The sequence below is a fragment of the Psychrobacter sp. UBA3483 genome (genome assembly GCF_002377905.1).
Taxonomy (GTDB): Bacteria; Pseudomonadota; Gammaproteobacteria; order Pseudomonadales; family Moraxellaceae; genus Psychrobacter.
The window spans coordinates 13,430-32,023 of sequence record NZ_DFQS01000012.1 but is presented as its reverse complement, the minus strand read 5'-3'; the positions used below and the strand labels follow the sequence as shown (position 1 = coordinate 32,023).

Annotated in this window: 14 protein-coding genes; 5 read left to right on the top strand and 9 right to left on the bottom strand. The window is 45.2% G+C overall.

Translation table 11 applies throughout. The features are described from left to right. Nucleotides 1-86: 86 nt before the first annotated feature. From B2866_RS02495 to B2866_RS02485, 3 genes are all read right to left on the bottom strand, one after another. On the bottom strand, nt 87-779 hold the full coding sequence (locus B2866_RS02495) for a 1-pyrroline-5-carboxylate dehydrogenase (RefSeq protein WP_296190394.1): 693 nt from the start codon (nt 777-779) through the stop codon (nt 87-89). A gap of 11 nt (nt 780-790) precedes the next feature. Beyond that, on the bottom strand, nt 791-4,024 hold the full coding sequence (putA, locus tag B2866_RS02490) for a bifunctional proline dehydrogenase/L-glutamate gamma-semialdehyde dehydrogenase PutA (protein WP_296190391.1): 3,234 nt from the start codon (nt 4,022-4,024) through the stop codon (nt 791-793). A gap of 909 nt (nt 4,025-4,933) precedes the next feature. Further along, nucleotides 4,934-6,229: an NCS2 family permease gene (locus B2866_RS02485; protein ID WP_296190389.1), complete on the bottom strand. Its 1,296-nt coding sequence runs from the start codon at nt 6,227-6,229 to the stop codon at nt 4,934-4,936. Between the two features lie 521 nt (nt 6,230-6,750). On the opposite strand from B2866_RS02485, the gene tolQ reads away from it, so the two are divergent. From tolQ to B2866_RS02465, 4 genes are all read left to right on the top strand, one after another. After that, the gene (gene tolQ, locus B2866_RS02480) at nt 6,751-7,491 is read left to right on the top strand and encodes a protein TolQ (protein ID WP_296190386.1); all 741 of its coding nucleotides are present in this window, start codon (nt 6,751-6,753) and stop codon (nt 7,489-7,491) included. Next, on the top strand, nt 7,488-7,946 hold the full coding sequence (gene tolR, locus B2866_RS02475) for a protein TolR (RefSeq protein WP_068408657.1): 459 nt from the start codon (nt 7,488-7,490) through the stop codon (nt 7,944-7,946). Before tolQ ends, tolR begins: the two co-directional genes overlap by 4 nt. Before the next feature lie 94 nt (nt 7,947-8,040). Then, the gene (locus tag B2866_RS02470; RefSeq protein ID WP_296190383.1) at nt 8,041-9,057 is read left to right on the top strand and encodes a cell envelope integrity protein TolA; all 1,017 of its coding nucleotides are present in this window, start codon (nt 8,041-8,043) and stop codon (nt 9,055-9,057) included. 132 nt (nt 9,058-9,189) lie between these two features. Continuing rightward, entirely contained in the window at nt 9,190-10,482 is a 1,293-nt protein-coding gene (locus B2866_RS02465; protein ID WP_296190380.1) for a translocation protein TolB, read from the top strand. A gap of 188 nt (nt 10,483-10,670) precedes the next feature. Here the strand turns inward: B2866_RS02465 and B2866_RS02460 are convergent, their stop codons facing one another. The 3 genes from B2866_RS02460 to B2866_RS02450 all read right to left on the bottom strand — a co-directional run bounded on the left by B2866_RS02460 (nt 10,671) and on the right by B2866_RS02450 (nt 14,671). Then, nucleotides 10,671-11,303 carry a c-type cytochrome gene (locus B2866_RS02460; RefSeq protein WP_296190395.1) on the bottom strand — a complete coding sequence of 211 codons (633 nt, stop codon included), beginning with the start codon at nt 11,301-11,303 and terminating at the stop codon, nt 10,671-10,673. 76 nt (nt 11,304-11,379) lie between these two features. Next, complete coding sequence (locus B2866_RS02455; RefSeq protein ID WP_296190377.1) at nt 11,380-12,981, bottom strand: flavin monoamine oxidase family protein; 1,602 nt, start codon at nt 12,979-12,981, stop codon at nt 11,380-11,382. A gap of 235 nt (nt 12,982-13,216) precedes the next feature. After that, nucleotides 13,217-14,671: a cytochrome c gene (locus tag B2866_RS02450; RefSeq protein ID WP_296190375.1), complete on the bottom strand. Its 1,455-nt coding sequence runs from the start codon at nt 14,669-14,671 to the stop codon at nt 13,217-13,219. A gap of 504 nt (nt 14,672-15,175) precedes the next feature. Here B2866_RS02450 and B2866_RS02445 point away from each other — a divergent pair. Beyond that, nucleotides 15,176-15,517 (top strand): hypothetical protein, encoded by a 342-nt coding sequence (locus B2866_RS02445; protein WP_296190372.1) that lies wholly within the window; start codon nt 15,176-15,178, stop codon nt 15,515-15,517. Nucleotides 15,518-15,602: 85 nt separating this feature from the next. Here B2866_RS02445 and B2866_RS02440 read toward each other — a convergent pair whose 3' ends face one another. The 3 genes from B2866_RS02440 to B2866_RS02430 form a co-directional block, all read right to left on the bottom strand. Continuing rightward, nucleotides 15,603-16,232, bottom strand: coding sequence for a flavodoxin family protein (locus B2866_RS02440; protein ID WP_296190370.1), 630 nt, complete (start codon nt 16,230-16,232; stop codon nt 15,603-15,605). A 66-nt stretch (nt 16,233-16,298) separates the two neighbouring features. Then, a complete protein-coding gene (locus tag B2866_RS02435; protein WP_296190368.1) occupies nt 16,299-17,162 on the bottom strand; it encodes a polyphenol oxidase family protein in 864 nt (287 codons plus the stop codon). Between the two features lie 102 nt (nt 17,163-17,264). Next, on the bottom strand, nt 17,265-18,341 hold the full coding sequence (locus B2866_RS02430) for an RluA family pseudouridine synthase (RefSeq protein WP_313474799.1): 1,077 nt from the start codon (nt 18,339-18,341) through the stop codon (nt 17,265-17,267). Nucleotides 18,342-18,594: the final 253 nt, after the last annotated feature.

Sequence of the window (18,594 nt, the reverse complement as noted above, 5' to 3'; positions counted from 1 at the left end):
TCTTGCTTCGGCTGTCACCCTTCCTTTATTACCCCAGCATACTTTTTGATACACCACCCTAATTTTTTTATTTAGCTTTACAGCACTTACTCGGTGCCAAGCTCGAGCAAGCTGGCATTACCACCAATCGCTGTGGTGTTAATCGTCCTTACCCGCTCAGTGACAAAGCGGTAGAGATAATCAGGCGTTAGCATCTCTGACATCCCATCCATATCAGTGACCGCAATGACCTGCGTCAAGATACCATCGGTCTTAGCCAGCTCCTGGCTGATGGCTTGCACTTCGCTTTGGTTACCAGCGACCGCAACTTGCGCCAATCGATCGATATATAGCAGTGTAATGGTTTGCGAATCATTGGCAACGCTTAAGACATCATCGCTGATGCCAGTGTCATGCAATATTTTTGCCGCTTCAACACACATCTCGCTCTGACTTGGGCAATGCAGTATCACCTCGTTGCCAGTCAATAAAGCTGCCACCAGCTGACCAAGTACCGCCATCGCGCGGGCAGATTCGCCGCCGATAACCATGGTTTTACCGCGAGCTGTCACATACAAATCATTGGACTCACCCGTTGCGCCCGTCATACGCTGCACGTCATCGAGCATCGGCGCGGCATTTAATAAATGGGTAAATAAACGCTGGGCTTTATTGGCGTCACCAGTAAGTAAGGCCAATTTAGCAACAGCCGCTTGCAGATAAGTTGCTCGCTCTACCGCGCTTAATAACCGCCAAGCTTCACAAACTTGGGCATGATTCTTTTTAAATTCATTCGCCATCTTGCTACTCCTTATGCGATTTGGGTAAGGGTTTCAGTGCTATTATTTTCTACCGCAGTGTTCGGCTCAGTACACAGCTGCATCAGACGCGCAACGTAATGCGGCCCGCCAGCTTTTGGACCCGTACCAGACAGACCACAACCGCCAAACGGCTGCACGTTAACGACGGCACCGATTTGGTTACGGTTAATGTAAGTATTACCGACAAAGGCACGGCGCTCGATATGCTCAGCAATATTTTCAATACGGCTGTGGATACCCAAGGTCAAACCAAAACCTGTGCTATTAATCGCATCAATAAGCTTATTTAAATCGCGCGCTTGATAACGTAGCACATGCAATATTGGGCCGAAGTGCTCGCCACCAATCACATCGATACTTTTTACCTCAACCGCGGTTGGCAAGACAAAGGTAGAATACTCTTCGCTGACTACCGAGCTTGCGCTCATCGGTGTCTGCGCCAAGATCGTCGCCGTTGGTTCAGCCGCCATACGTTCGATATGCGCGTCCAGACTTTGTTTGGCGTCGGCATCAATCACTGGACCGACATCGGTTGCCGCATACAATGGATTGCCGACGACCAATTCTGCCATCGTTCCTTGTAACAGCTCGATTAAATTGTCCGCTACTTCTTCTTGCACACATAAGATACGGCACGCAGAACAGCGCTGACCTGCCGAACCAAAGGCAGATAATACCGCATCTTTAACCACTTGCTCGGGCAATGCGGTTGAATCGACAACCATGGCGTTTTGACCGCCGGTTTCGGCTATCAATACTGGCAACTCACCACTGATTTGCTGATGCAGGCTCTGATTGATATGCTGCGCCGTTTGGGTTGAACCGGTGAAAATAACGCCTGCAATATTATCGGCAGCGGTCAACGTGCCGCCAACTTCGCCAGCGCCAACGACAAACTGCAAAGCGTCTACCGGCACGCCAGCTTGATACATCAGCTGCACAGCAAAATGCGCGATTAAGCTGGTTTGCTCAGCAGGCTTGGCGACCACAGTATTACCCGCCGCAAGCGCCGCCATGATTTGACCGGTATAAATTGCCAAGGGAAAATTCCACGGGCTAATACAAACAAAGGTGCCGCGCGGCTTATACACTTGACGTGATTGCTTGCCTGCTAAGTCGGTAAACTCATAAACCTTGGCGTCGAGACGTTCTGCTTCATCGGCATAAAAACGGCAAAAATCAACCGCTTCTTTGATTTCATCAATGCCGTCTTGCATGGTTTTACCCGCTTCGATTTGGCAAAGCGCCATCAATTCAGCATAGTTTTCTTCATACAAGTCCGCTACTTTGCGCAAAATAGCAGCGCGCTTTGCCGCAGGTACGGCTTGCCATAGGCTTTGACCTGCAATGGCAGCATCAATGGCTTGCTGCGCAATATCAGCATTGGCGTAGGTGACTTCACCTGCGATGACTTCATGGTTCCAAGGCGCGCGTACGGTTTGCGACTCAAGTTTTTCAGAATTACTATCGACTTTATGTGCATCAACTGCTTTGCCGTTAATGATAGAAGTTGCTGACCAGGTTTTATGCAAATGGCTATCAATAGCCGCTTTAAACGGTAGCCACTGCGACTCTACAAAGATATTAGGGCCAAAACTGGCTCGGCGCGCGCCATAGATATCTAGTGGCAACGGAATATCAGGATTATGCAAAGTAGCATTGGTCAATAACTTATCGTATGGGTGCACCGTGAGCTTATCAATGGGATAAGACTTATCTAACAGCTGATGCACAAACGAGCTATTGGCACCGTTTTCTAGTAAACGGCGTACCAAGTACGGTAGCAAGTCTTTATGAGCGCCAACAGGTGCATAGATACGGACAGGAATTTTATAAGCTTGCAAGATATGGTCATAAAGCGCATCGCCCATACCATGCAACCGCTGGAACTCAAACTCTCGGTGCGCGCTCATGGTCATCACTGAAGCAAGGGTATGAGCATTATGGGTAGCAAACTGTGGCCAAATCAAACCGCGCAGATGCTCTGACAATAAGAAGCGCGCACAGGCAAGATAAGCGGTGTCCGTGCCTTCTTTACGGGTCCAGACAGGATAGCCGGACAGCCCTTTTTGCTGCGCCAGTTTGATTTCAGTATCCCAGTATGCACCCTTGACCAAACGCACCGGAATACGATCACCGACTTCAGTTGCCAAACGCGCAAGCCACGTCAAAACGGCAATCGCACGCTTAGAGTAACCTTGTACCACCAACCCTAAGCCATCCCAACCGGCGGTTAAATTATCACGGTAAAGAGACTCAAACAGCTTTAAAGAAATCTCAAGACGGTCTGCTTCTTCAGCATCGATACTGATATCGACATTGACCTCACGAGCGGCTTCAATCAATAACAAGCAACGCTGACGCAGTAGTCCCATCACTTGCGCTTCTTGCGTCGCTTCATAACGCGGGTGCAATGCCGATAGCTTAATAGATACCGACGGCTTTGGCATACCTTCTTTTACCTTGATGCTAGCCGTCGCTTTAATCGCATGCAGATAATCGTTAAAATATTTTTCCGCATCTTTATGGGTAATCGCCGCCTCACCTAGCATATCAAACGAATAGGTATAGCCTTTATTACGATAAGGTTGGCTGTTTTTGTTGGCGCCCTCAATGGTTTCGCCAAGTACAAACTGATGCCCCATAATGCGCATGGCTTTTTGCATGGCACTGCGAATGACCGGCTCGCCCATTTTTTTGGTCATACGGTCCAAAAACCCAGCAGCGGTAGTATCACGATCAATACTGACAACGCGGCCCGTCATCATCATGCCCCAAGTTGAGGCATTGACCATAAAACCGTTGTCATTTTTGATGTGCTTTTTCCAGTCAGCGACGCTCATTTTATCGTGGATAAGGGCGTCAGCGGTGTAATTGTCTGGCACTCGAATTAACGCTTCTGCCAAACTCATGAGCAAAATACCTTCTTGAGTATCAAGGCTATACTCAAGTAATAATGAGTCAACCATTTTTACGGCTTTGCCATCATTACGCACATGCTCGACCAATTGACGAGTCTGTGTAGCAGCGGCCTCACGTTCTGCCTCTGTGGGTTTGGCAAGCGGCAACAAGTCCGTCAACCAGCGTTCCTCATCCACACTATACAAGGGTGAGATACGAGAAAACAGCTCGCTCGACGACTCACTGAGATAAGCGGGCTTTAATATATCGAGCGGATTAAATAAAATCGGCTCTTGCGGGGTAAACTGGTCTACTGGGTTCATAACAACTCCATAACTATCGTTTAAAAACCATAATAAATGGTGCGGTAGGAGATTTGATTGCTAAAAGTATGGCAGTAATTATTATTGTCAAACATTATCAAAATCCCATCCCTACTATTTTTGAGAGCAAATATCTCTAATAGCGAATGGTGGATGAATAAACAATATTACTGATAGAAATCAGCCAATTAGCAATATACAAAAGACCAAACAGCGCCATTATAAAACGAGAAAATCCAGCAAAGGCTGGAAACGGTCAAGTAGGTCGTTTTAGTGTTAAACGGGCTACGTTAACAATATAAAGGCAACAACGAACAGCTAAGCGGCATTAGTGCCTTCTTCTTGTTAGTAGTGAAAGGAGGTGATGCTCAGATGCAAGTGACATTTTATAGAAGTTTAAGTTTATACAATCTTACGTTCTAATAAACACTTATCTGTCATCTTATAGGTTACTAATTCACTGTAAGAAAAACCTCTACGGCGTTGATTGAGGTGATGCGCTTAACGTTGCCATAGTAGCATGAAAAAAAATTTCCAACTAACGAATTTACCTATTTTAACCAAACAAAATACTGTTTAAAAACAAATGGTTATTAGCCGCTTGTTAGAAATGACGCTTTAGTTATAAATTTATGTTTACTATGTCTGATTAATCGTTTTTGAATCAACGACTTGTCTTTATTTATCTCATCCATTTAATTTAAACCCATACAGAATATGAGCGAATTAATAACGTAATTATTTTATTTCGTGCTGAATATAGCTGTCTATAACATTTATCTTTACGCATAAAAAACCCTTCTTATTTAAAATAAGAAGGGTTTAATGATTAAAACTGGCTGTTAAGCTGAGTGTCTATCTAGGTCGTGTCTTCATTTAAAAATGGTGATGGTAATTTAAATCGCAATCTTAGATAAACACAATCTTGGCCAGTAAAACAGCAGTCAATATCCAAACAGGAATACTAACGTCAGAGAACTTACCAGCGACGACTTTAATCGCGGTAAAGGTAATAAAACCCAGCGCAATACCATCAGCGACAGAATAGCTTAATGGCGTGAATAACAGCACAACCACTACAGGCGCCGCTTCGGTTAAATCCGTCCATTTGACGTCCTTTAACGTTTCCATCATCAAGACCGCGACATAAAAAATAGCGCCAGCAGTCGCATAACCTGGAATCATACCAGCCAGTGGTGAGAAGAAGATACTCAGTAAAAACAAAACGCCGACCGTTACTGCCATCAGCCCTGTACGTCCACCTGCTGCAATACCCGACACACTTTCAATGAAACTGGTGGTCGATGAGGTACCTAGTAAGGTGCCTGCAACCGTGGCGCTCGAATCTGCCAATAGCGCTTTGCCCATATTGGGGATTTTGCCATCTTTACCAATCAAACCCGCTTGACTGGTCGTTGCAATCAAAGTACCGGCGGTATCGAATAAATCCACGAATAAGAAGGCAAAGATAACACTAATCATGGCCACATCAAATGCACCAGCAATATCCAGCTGCATCAATGTTGGCGCAATCGGTGGCGGCGCTGAAATGATACCGGTAAACTCTGTATGGCCTGTGAGCAGACTGATAAGCGCTACCAGTAAAATCCCTATCGTGACGGCGCCTGGTACTTTTTTATGCGACAAGCCAACGATAACAATAAAGCCCAATGCCGCCATTGCAGGTGAAAACGTGGTCATATCACCAAGTCCCACCAACGTCGCGTCATTATTGACGATAACGCCTGCGGTTTGTAGCGAGATAAAGGCCAAAAACGCACCGATACCAGCAACCACGCCTTGTTTAATACTGTCCGGAATAGAGTTGATAATGATTTCACGGATTTTGAATAAACTTAGCAAGATAAAGATACAACCGGACAAAAACACTGCGCCAAGCGCCGTTTGCCACGCGTAGCCCATCCCTAAAACCACACCATAAGTAAAGAAGGCATTTAGTCCCATACCCGGTGCTAGTGCGACTGGCAAGCGGGCATAAATCCCCATGATAAAACACCCAAGTGCCGCAGCAAGACAGGTGGCGACAAATACTGCGCCTTTATCCATACCCGCGTCAGCAAGGACATTGGGGTTGACAAAGATGATGTAAGCCATCGTTAAAAACGTGGTCACACCGGCTAAAATCTCGGTTTTTATCGTGGTGTTTTGACCATTAATACCAAAATAGCGTTCGATTGCGTTCATAAGAGTCGCTTCCAAATTGCAGTAAGTAAATCATCATTATCTAACTGTATTGATAAGTGTCGCTTCCAAATTGCGACGCTCGATACTGCGTTTAAAACAAACATATAAAATACACCCAAATTGCGACGATAAATGACGCTTCCAGATTGCGACTGTAAATGACGCTGATACTCTAAGGTTAGAGATAATGCTTTTAATCCTTTAGCCACACATAATTTGGTAAATACGAACCATCATGAAAAATGACAGCAACAAACCATAACATTCTAGTGAAATTCACTCAAAATTTCAATGAATGGCGGCATCTTCTTAGTATAAGAGTGCAAATTAGTTGACCATATGGTCAATATTATAAAATGCTTGTGCTGTCATCATTTTTTTATAAAAATCTATCGAGAGCAATTTATGCGCTGCTATTAACATATTATTAATGATATTTGCGTGGTTTAGCAGTACACTAACGGGTTAATATAAAACCCCCTATTAGATTGACTATTATTCATTATCCATGAGCCGCCTACATGCCTGAATCCTTAAATATTATCGACCTAATCACCCAAGCCAGTTTATTGGTACAGATTGTGATGGCATTGTTGTTATTAGCGTCATTGCTCAGTTGGGTGATTATTTTTCGTATGAGTGCGCGTCTTGGTACCGCCAGAAATTTTGACCAGCAGTTTGAAACCTGGTTTTGGTCAGGGGAAGATTTGGCAAAGCTGTATCAAGGCGTCCAAGGTTCGCCTGAGCGCCAAGGGCTTGAGCAAATTTTTTATGTTGGATTCTCTGAATACCTAAGAATGCATAAAAAACGTCAGCCTAAAGATGACATTATCGACGGCGTTGAGCGTAAGCTTCGAGTTGGATTGGGTCGTCAGCAGCAATTATTAGAGTCGGGTCTAACGACGCTGGCAAGTATTGGTTCGGTGGCGCCTTATGTCGGTTTATTCGGTACCGTTTGGGGTATTATGAATGCCTTTTTGGGACTGTCACAAAGCGAGCAAGCGACCTTAGCGACTGTGGCGCCCGGTATCGCCGAAGCTTTGATTGCCACTGCTATGGGTTTGTTTGCCGCAATCCCTGCAGTATTGGCGTATAACCATTTTACCGCCAAAGCGAGCCGACTATATGACTCTCGCGCCTTATTCTGCGACGAGATGACAGGCATGCTACAACGCGAAACCAGTATTGAGATTCCGCAAGCGGGTACGCAAGCAAGCCAAGTCAATCAAAGCAGCCAAAGCACTCAGGTAACTGGTCTATGAAACAAAGCCCTTATCGCCGCGAGAAAAAAGCGCTAAATGCGGAGATGAACGTTGTTCCTTATATCGACGTCATGCTCGTGCTGCTGGTTATATTTATGGTCACAGCGCCGATGCTGATAACGGGCGTCGATGTTGATTTGCCAAAAGAGCAAACCAATACCATCAGTCAAAGTCAGCTACCTGTGATTGTATCGTTGACCGATAGCGGTGAGATTTTTATCAGTTACGAGAATAATATCGACCTGCCAATTAGTGAGCCGGAACTGATTGATACCTTAACCAACTTGCAAAATCAAAATACCGATGCTGGCGCTCAGCCTTTACAAGTGATGATTAATGCTGATAAAAACAATCAGTATGGCGCTATTATGACACTGATGGCCACCCTACAGCAGGCAGGCATCCAAAAAGTGGGGCTGTTGACAGGTGCACCGTTACCCGCGCCTTCTTTATAATTTATCTACCCTGCTTTTAGCTTAACTTTGATTGGCTCAGCTGGTTATAATAAAGTCGTTCATTTGATAAATATCGTATTTGAGTATCCCAACTATGCGTAATGCGCCCACCGTTTATGTACCGACCGAACCTGAAGGTAACGGGCTGACTTTACCGACACTTTTAAGCTTGTTGGCACATGGTCTTGTGATTGGCATACTGGCTTATACGTATCAAAACATGGAAGTTGAAACTGCAGGTAGCATCGAAACCGTGATGATATCTCCTGAGCAATTGGCTGAAATGCAAGGCGAGATACTGGCCAATCGTGCCGCAGCGGCGAGCGCTATGCCAGCCGATAGCGGTGCAAGTGGCTCATCAGCCAGCATGCCAGAAAACAGCTTTGATGGCAGTGTCAGCTACGACAATCCAAGCGAACCGACTTCGCAGCGCGTGCCTGTTTTTACTCGTTCTGATGAGACGGTAAATCCTCGCCCGATGCTGATGAGCGAAGAGCAGCACCAGCGTCTGCTTGAGCAAAATCAAGAGTATGAGCGCAATATGGCTGAATGGGCAGCGCAGTTAGATGAATCCGTGCTAGATGAGCATGATCAAGTTGAACAAGACAGAAGAGCGCAGCTGATAGAAGAGCAAAAAAGGCTGCGAGACTTTCGTAATAAACAAAACAATCCGCCTAAGATTAAACGCCCTACTGCTAATGATCGAAATATAGAAATCAATACTGGTGGCTCAGGTAGCGCAGGTCAGACGCTTAGCTTAGGAGAGGATGGTCAATCAACATTGACTGGTGACACCACCACTTCTAGTAGCGCAAAGGGCAGCAGTCGCTCGGCATCAAGCGGCAGTCGCGGCGCTAGTAATAGTGAAATCATCAATTTAATCAAACGCAACTATAATCCGCCAACAGCAGCAAAAGGCTCGACGCAGCGTGCTACCTTGACCATCACGGTCAATGCCAGCGGCGCTGTCGTTAACGTCTCTGCTTCAGGACCTGATAGCGCGGTCAATGAAGCCGCCAAACAAGCGGTGCTCAATACTGGCAGCTTGCCAATTGATGCTGATGACCCCAAATACCCCACCTTCACCATACAGTTTAAAGGCAGTAACTAAGCAGTTGCCCATAAACGATATTATTGCTAACGTTACCTTAAGCAACTTGCACCTGCGGCGATATTATTTTAACGTTATCATTGGTTTAGCATTTATAAAAACAATTACCCCATCTAGGAGTTTGACTTGGTTATGCGCATTCATAAAAAACTATGCCTCTCTTTACTTGCCACTACCTCAAGCTTATTGCTTGCTCCTAGCGTCTTGGCGGCGCCTGTCGTTTTAGAATTGGATTATGAGATTCCGGTACAACAAAGCCAAGTGGCTTTTGTCTCCTTTGCTGGCGATTCTACTTTATCACCGATTATATTAAATGATTTAAGCAAAACCGAGCTTAAAGTGACCAGCCAAAACCTACCGCAGCAGCCACACAGCAGTAGCGAGTTAGCCGGTACCCTTCCCGTTTGGCAAAGCATGGGCATTCCTTATCTTGTCATCGGTAGCACGCGCAGCAATCGCGGTAAAGTTGTCACCGATTATGAAGTCATTGAAGTTAAAACCGGACGCGTGTTAGAGGGCAAGCAAACGTTAACCGCTGATAATAATAAGGAAAGTATGCGTTACGCCGCCCACGTGATTGCGGACAAAGTATATGAGCTAATCACCGGCATCCCTGGTGACTTCTCAGGGCGTATTGCTTATATCGAAGAAATGGGCACCGGCAAAGAGAAAATCTCGCGCTTAAAGGTTATGGATGCTGACGGCGAAAACGCCAAAACCATCACAGAAGTGGCTGGCTCTATCTTCTCGCCGACTTGGTCGCCTGATGGCAATCGCATTGCTTATTCAGTGCAGCGCGATAAGTCTCACCCTGTTATCTATATTCAAAGCGTAAGCGGCGGCGGGGCTACGCCATTGACGCCATTCCCGGGTAGCAACCTTAGTCCGTCATTTTCGCCCGATGGTAGTAAGATATTATTTTCTAGTAGCTTTGAGGGCAGCGCTGATATTTATGAGATGAGCGCTAGTGGCGGTCAACCACGACGTCTGACCAATTGGCCAAGCAGTGAAGTGCAACCAAGTTATGCCCCTGATGGCAAATCTTTTGTCTTCGTTAGTGACCGTGCAGGGTTTAACAAACCTCGCATCTATCGTTATGAGTTTGGTTCAGGCCGTACCACGCAAGTATCGAATAGTGGCTATGCGACCAGCCCACAGTTTAGTAGCGATGGCTCGCAAATCGCCTTTTTAAGTGGTCGTTCAGCTGCCATCATGAACAGTAGCGGCGCCATTACTGCGAACTTAGGTGCTACAGGTATCGATGAAGCACCAAGTTTTTCACCGAACGGTAAGCGCGTGGTTTTTGCTTCAAAGCAGGGCGGTAAAGGCGTACTGACTATTAAGTCATTGAACGGCGGCGAAGCATTCGGTAAATCTGGTCAAGGTACTATCCGCTCGCCCGTTTGGTCATCTAGCCCTAGATAACTTAAATAACTTAGCCATCTTCATTGCGTAAAATAGGGTTAGGCGATACTGAATGCTCACAAATAAAAAGGCGCTCGATAAACACATCAGGCGCCTTTTTATTCTACCAAAAATGATAACTTGATTCTTATATCAGCCATCCACTTTTAAAAGTTATGAGCTGACATCCTAAGTGACATTACTCACCACTATTCATCACTTGGATCGCTAGCTGGCGGCACAGCGTGTCTCAATTGTTCAACATCTGCCGCGGTAACCGTATCCGTATAACCATTTAAATCACTGACCACATACTGAGTAACCGCTGCCATCTGCTCATCATTCATCATGTTATGGAACGAGGGCATACCGCGGAAACCATTAATCAAGATATCAATGATGTAATACTTAGACTGCATTTTACTGTTGTTAGCGAGGGGTGGATAATAACCTGCACCGTAAGCGCCCTCGCCTTTGTGCATATGACAAGCAGCACAAGAGTCATGATACAGTTTTTTGCCATCTGTCGTCACAAAGGCATTTGTCCCTTCAAACTTGGTTTCCCACTCGGCAATACTTGGATCATTATCCATAGTAGGAAGTGAGCTGTGATCAACGACATTGATAGCAGGTGCAGTAAGCTCCTCACGGCTCATATAAACGCCGCCCCAGCTGCCGGTATTACGGCTTGCTTGATAATCATCCGTTGTTATGGGGTCTTGCTCATGTAGAGTTGCCACCGTTTGTAGATCGTCTGATTGTTGACTACAGCCTAAAAGTGCTGCACTACCGATCGCACCCAACAACATCACAGTCAGCAGTTTAGGGGTCATTTCTCTCATGACTTTTTTCTTCACGATTGCCTTCTTTACGATTGCATTGTCCATGATAGCCTCTGAATTTTTATAGTTATTCATATTAACCCAGCATTTTTGCTTTTTTATGTAGGCGCTTGGCGGCATCCATGCCAGATAAAATAGCGCCTTCTTGCCATGCCGGAATGTGTGAGCAATGCTCGCCCGTCAGTACAATACGGTTATCGATACTGCATAAGGTGTCATAATGCTGACGGCGGGTAGACTCATTCCAAATACCATAACAACCCAGTGTCCAAGGAATGCGGTGCCAAACGACTGACGTACCAGCGCGGAACTCTTTTGGATACTGCGGGTGAATATACTTACCATAAGCAAGCGCAACATTAATACGCTCCTGCGGGGTTAACGTATTAAATTTATATGAGGTCGGTCCATAACCATAGGCGCCTAATAATACCCCAGTACCGTCTTTAAACATATTTTCTGAAGGATAAGCAATTTGGGCTATCGGCATATCGGTATAGGTCAAGCCACCATAGATCCACTCGTCTTCTTCCCAAAAGCGGCGATTAAACTCTAAACCTACTTTGTAAGAGGTCTCATAAGGTACCGCTGCCATCGCTTGTTTCATCGGTTTTGAAACATTGATATCAAGCTGGGTCAATACGGTTAATGGAATATTACAGACACACCAATCGGCACGGATGGTCTTGGTCGCGCCATCTGGACTGTTGCTGTCGACATAATTGACTGTAACGCCGCTTTCATCTTGATGAATCTTAGTCACTTTGGCATTGAACTCAATCATATCGCGGCATTCACGGGTGAAGGCATCACCGATTTTACCCATACCGCCAACCGGTTGAAACATCGTTGGCTGATGCGCATAGGTCATATGGTTACCATAAATATCGGCCCACATGCCCGAATCTAATATTTCGCTGACCGGTAAAGGCTTTGATGGGGTTTCATCAGGCATCAAGCCGCCGCCCGGCAGGACACTATAACCACGATGCTTACTAGTAGCATTGCTGGCGCGGTAGCGGTAGTCTTTATCGAGCACGCCCCAACCTTTTAAGCCTTCAAGTAGCTTTTCTTTATCTTCTTTATTGACCGAACGATCCAAACCGCCAACATTCACCGCTTTTGACAATAATTCTGCTACGTGTCCTTGGATATCATTTTTTACATCGCCTAAGCGTTGCGGCACACCATTGAAATGAGTACTACGGTGCAAATAAGCGCGGTCGTTGGTTTGAATAAAGGGTTGCATCTCAACGCCAAACTGTTTGCAGTAATGGAAAACTGCATAGTGATGACTTGGCAAACGCCAAGGCCCACCATTAAAGTAATTGCCCTCTTCAAAATCACAGGTGACCTCTTCGCCGCCAAGCTCAGTATATCTATCACCGCTGTGCAGCGTCCAACTACGACCACCGCCACGGTTTTGGAACTCGAGGACTTTGACGTCATAGCCTGCTTTACGCAGCTCATATGCTGCGGTTAGGCCACCAAGACCCGCGCCTAAAACGATGATACTAGCGCCGGGAGGTGCCCCTTTTAAATCCATCGTTTCTTTAAAACTCGATTCTGAGGCAAATCCTAACGTCGTCATCGCCTGATACATGGCGGTCGCGCCCGCTGTTTTACCAATCATCGAGAGCAGTTGGCGCCGCGTTGGTGATTGAAGCATGTCTTTCATAATAATATCCTTAAAGTAGACGTTCGTACATAACAGTAGGCACTTGTTCTATTTGTAGTAGTAGACGCTTATTTCATTTATAAGTGCTTGTAATAGTGCTTGTAATATAAGTGTCTGTAATTTAACAGCTTGGCTTAATTCTGCGTTTATTTGCCAAGCTGTCGTGGACTACCGTCTTGCCGTTAATCCCTGTCTGGTAATAAATTCTAAGCCCGTTACAATAGTTAAACTATGATTAACGACGGCGTCTAGAACGTAAAATGGCTCGTACAATAAATATGATAATCAAAATCGCGACAATGATACCGACAATCGCTAGCAAACCTGCATACTTAATTAAAAAAGGCTTTTCGACGCCTGTAGACGCGATGCGATCGATATCAGCAGCACTGACTTCACTGTTTGCATGACCACCAAAGCTAGTACGGACGTAGTTAGTGATACCTGCAATCTGCTCACTACTGAGCTCTTCTGAAAACCCTGGCATGATAGGTGAGGTATTGGTCGCACTCTCTACCCCATGCAAAATCATATTAACAAGGGCATCGGGTTTTTCGCGGCGCAGACTGCTCAGTCCAACGATGGGCGCGTAACGCGCGTCAGGTTGACCGTAGCCGTCGACACCATGACAACTGCCGCAAGCTGCTAAGTATAATGACTTTGGTGAGTTACTACCGCTGCTAATCTCTGCTTTCGCTTGGGCTAAATAGTCTTTTTGCGCCAGTAAGTCATGCGTGATAGATTCGTTCACAGGCGTTGGCAGGCGCGCCACGTTGACGGCATTGACCTTGTCTTCTGTTTGGATAGCGGGTATGGCTTTTAGATAAGAGGCAATCGCACTCAAATCTTCATTTTTCAAATAACGCGTGCTGTGCGCAACCGCTTCGCCCATTGGCCCACCTGCGTAGGCGCGCTGGTCAAGCTCACCGGTGCGTAGATACGTGATAATATCCTGCTCGCTCCAACTGCCGATACCGCTCGACTCGTCGGGGGTGATGTTTGGCGAATGCCAATTACCAAGCGGTGCACCTGATAAATACATCTTTTTATCAAAACCCATGGTGCTATTACGCGGCGTATGACAAGTGCCGCAATGCTCGAGATTGTTGACCAAATACTCACCCCGTTTTTGGGTCTCATTTAGACCGTCGCGCTTTTCAGTAGAGGGTATATTGAGCAGATTCCAACCAATCATTAAGCTACGGATATTAAAGGGGAACGGTAATTTGGTTTCTTGCTTAGGGGCTTCATCAACAGCCGGAACGGTTTGCAGATAAGCAAACAAGGCGCTGATATCCTCTTCTTTCATACCGCTATAAGAAGGATATGGCATGGCAGGATATAGCATATGGTCAGGCGCCCGACCTTTTTGCAAAGCGTTCTTTAAATCTGCTTCGGTATAATTGCCTATACCGTAACGTTTAGAAGGGGTAATATTGGTTGAATAAATCTTCCCCATCGGGGTTTCAATCGCTGTGCCGCCCGTGTAATTCTCACCGTGACAAGCCATACAGTCAGCAGCACGGGCAATATAGGCACCGCGGTTGACAAGCTCGCTATTGGCGGGGCTTACATTAGGTAAGCTAGCATCGGGTAAATTGGCATTAGGAAGGTTAGCACCTTCAGCCATCGCGGCGCTGGAAGTAATACCAATGACAAGCATCGATAACATCACAGAAAGTGGCTTCATAATATCCTCATATAGCTGGCACCTAGGGTGTTGTAATTATTATTAGAACGATTGGTCAGGATATGACATTTGATATTGAGTAAAATCATTAAAATAATGTTAATACTCAACTTATAATCCATTACATGATTTAGCAAATCGTCCAGTAAAATGCTTAATAAAGTGGCGTGATAAAAACAACTTAATAAAGATAGTTTCTAAATAATGTCTGCTCACCCCACTAATGTAAAACTATTTCACGACTATTACTTGAATAGTAACTCATTCACTGCACGTTTTTACAAAAGTTAAAAAAACCTCTTATAAAGCTTCATTCACACTCAATCACTATGTTTTTTTATATTATAATTTTAAGTAATACAATTAATCCCTTAAAAAACAATTACTAAACTTAGAAAATATTTAACTTCTCAGATTAAAAGAGAGAGCTAAATCGTTATATATATCAAAAAATGACTTTTATGCTTGTTATTACAGGTTTTAAGCGTACATAATGGATACATAGTGCTTGTTATCATCTACCCTGTATTTAGCATGAACTTTGTCCTACTCGCAAAAACCCTCTTGAATCCTGCTCTATTTATTTATGATAAGTACTGTTTTAATATTGCTCACCATTGCCATGTTGCCAATAATGCTCGAGATGCTTTTATGAAATCATTTTTCTTTATATTTACGTTGGCAACGACAATCCCTTTGACAGGCTGCCAATCTTTTCAGTTTGTCGAGAGCCCGATACCTGTTAAAACCGTTTCTTCTAAAATGGTTTCTTCTAAAACGCTCATTGTCGAGGATTTATCTAACGCAAGCAGACCCGCCAACGCTATTCTCACTCAAATCCCTTAGAAAACAAATAATGGTCAATAAAAAAAGCAGATATCGGTTTGATATCTGCTTTTTTATTATGAATCGAGGACAGCCCCAGTCAATTCTAATCTTCTGCAATGACTATTTGCGGTGTAGGCTGATGCTTGATAATGGTCTTGGCCAAATGATCGCCAAACCAAATGGCGGTATCAATATCGCCTGCGCCAGGCGTGACTTCAGGTGGCCCATCTAGCGACTGCGTCATCAAGCCCAAAAAGCTTGAGAGACGATTTAAATCATGCGTTTCATGACCTGTTGGCATCAGTGGTAAACCGATCCAATTCATTCCGTGCTGCATGGCATAGAGACAAATCTGCTGCAGGGCAGCAAGTTTGTCACCGCTCAGGCCACCAGAATTGGCAAACCCGGCTGCCCACTTACCTTCCCATTTACGATGATACCAACGCTTAGAGGTTTCATCCATAAAGGTCTTAAAGCCTGCCGTCACGCTGCCCATATAGACGGCGCTACCAAACACCAATAAATCCGCCTGATCCACAAAATCCCAATCAACGTCATGGACATCAACCGCTTTGACTTGTGATTTTGGTAATTGTTGGCGAGCGCCCTTCACCACCGCTTCGGCAACGCGTTTGGTATGTCCATAATTACTATGATAGATGACCGCCATTGAGACACTAGCGAGATTGTTCTCATGAGCTAAGATGGCAGACGGTGTGGCAGATGTATTCATACGAACTCTAATAATGACAATTAAAAATGAAATAAAAATAGAAGATAAAGAGGTGAATCAAACGAACTATCCAAAAGTGCTGCGAGTAATAATCAATGCCATCCGTCCTGTCGCAGGCTGCCTTTGATGGGTTTGACGCCGATAAGAATAATAATGCGGGTCAGCATAGCTGCAAGGTATTTCGGACTCGTTGCTAACGATAACACCTGCCGTATTTAATTGGTCAGCGGCAAGCTTTGGCAAATCCAGCTTAATTTTATCCGCTGTAGAAGTTAAGACGTAACGCTGTTCAAAGCTCTCGAGATGCTCTACTTTCAACGTTTGGTTCTCCATACAACCTGCCAGCAGCTTATCTCGTACTTGGCTGCCAACTTCATAATTTTCTTGGCTGATACAGACGCCAATCCATGCCATGATTGGTTTATCAGTATCAAAGCGCTCAGCGGTTACCTTTATAACACCGCACGCCAGCCCTTGCCAGCCTGCATGGATAGCAGCTATCTGCCCCGTTGCTGGCTGGTATAAAACAATCGGTACACAATCGGCAGTCATAATCGCAAGACCTAAGCCCTGTTGTTGACTGAACATGGCATCGGCATCTAGCGGGCATATAGGTAGCGCCGTCGCATCGACATCATAAACCTGCTGACCATGAACTTGATTGACCCAGTGCAAGCTATTAATAGGTGCACGCTGCCCTGACGCTAATTGCTCATTGATAGCGCTCAGCAAATCCATGCGATTGTTTAAGACTTTTTTAGCATTGTCATTGACATGCAAGCCCAAATTTAACGCACCGTAATTTGCCTGCTTATCTACCTCGTTAGCCGCTTCACTATTATCGCGATTAAAAGCTGCCGTTTGAAAAACCGTCACCTCATTAAGCTGAGCAACTAAGGTGACAGGCAAATTGTTTGTTATGTTAGGCATGGTCGGTTTACCATTTTTATTATTTTTACCATTACAATCAGAGCATGACTGCCAATTCATATTTTTAAACAAATACCAGTAATGAGCATTGTTTATTAATCATTATTCCTCATCATAGCCATCGCTTAACACCGCCATCAATTGCTGCATGTCTTCAGGAATTGGCGTGGTGACTTCAATATCTTCGCCAGTCGTTGGATGCACGAAACCTAAAGTATAAGCGTGGAGAGCTTGACGCGGGAAACTATTAATCGCTTGACGCTGGGCTTCTGTCAAGCCCGCTCGCAATTGACGACGACCACCGTAGACGCGATCACCGACTATCGGATAGGTAATATGGCTTAGATGCACACGAATCTGGTGGGTGCGCCCCGTTTCAAGACCGACATCTAATAAGCAGTAGTTATCGTTCAGCGGCGTTACATTCAATAAATGCGTCACCGCTTCACGCCCTGCCGTCATCACCGTCATTTTGGTACGCTGATTGCGATGGCGACCAATCGGCGCATCAATACGGCGATGACGCAGTAAACTTGCCGCATCCCCTGCGACCACACATTGGTAATGACGATAGACAGATTTGTCTTTTAATTGTTCCATCAAAGCCATTTGCGCGGGTTTGGTTTTACCAATTAACAGCAGTCCCGAGGTGTCTTTATCAATACGATGTACCAGTCCGGCACGCGGCAGATGGTGCTGCTGCGGATAATGATAGAGAAGCGCATTGACCAAGGTACCGGTCTGATTGCCAGCGCCCGGATGGACAACCATACCGACAGGTTTATTAATCACTAAGACATCATCATCTTCATAGACGACTTCGATATCGATATTTTCTGGCTGATCTTCGCTATGCTGCTGCAGTGTCGTCGATAAATGCAAGACATCACCTGCTTTGACACGGATTTTCGGTTTTTGTACCGTCCCGTTATAAAGTAAGCTGCCATCAGTAATCCAGCCTTGTAGCTGGGCACGCGAGAAATCGGCAAATACTTTTGATGCCAGTTTATCAATACGTAAGCCCGCTTCGTCTTCTATGACGGTATGCGTGACATCAATAACGACCGGAACCGCTTGCCCAGCAACTACGACTAAATCCTCACTGTCTTCGTCTTCGTATTCATCTTCATCGTCGACAATATCGTCATCGACCAATTCATCAAACTCATCATTGGACATATCCGGCGTTTGCTCATCAAGCGCGAGCTGATGGTCATTTAATAATTCATTTGGCATTGGTAACTCTTGTGCTGACATATCGGTATCTAACGGTTGTTTTTTAGGGAAATTGGTCGTCATAGCATCATTATTCATAGCGGATTGATATAGGGCAAAGTCACTTACAGCTTTATAAGCTGACTTCATAAGGAAATAAGATAAGAAAGTGGACTGGCGCTCACAGACCGGCAAAAATAAGGACGGTCGAAAAAAG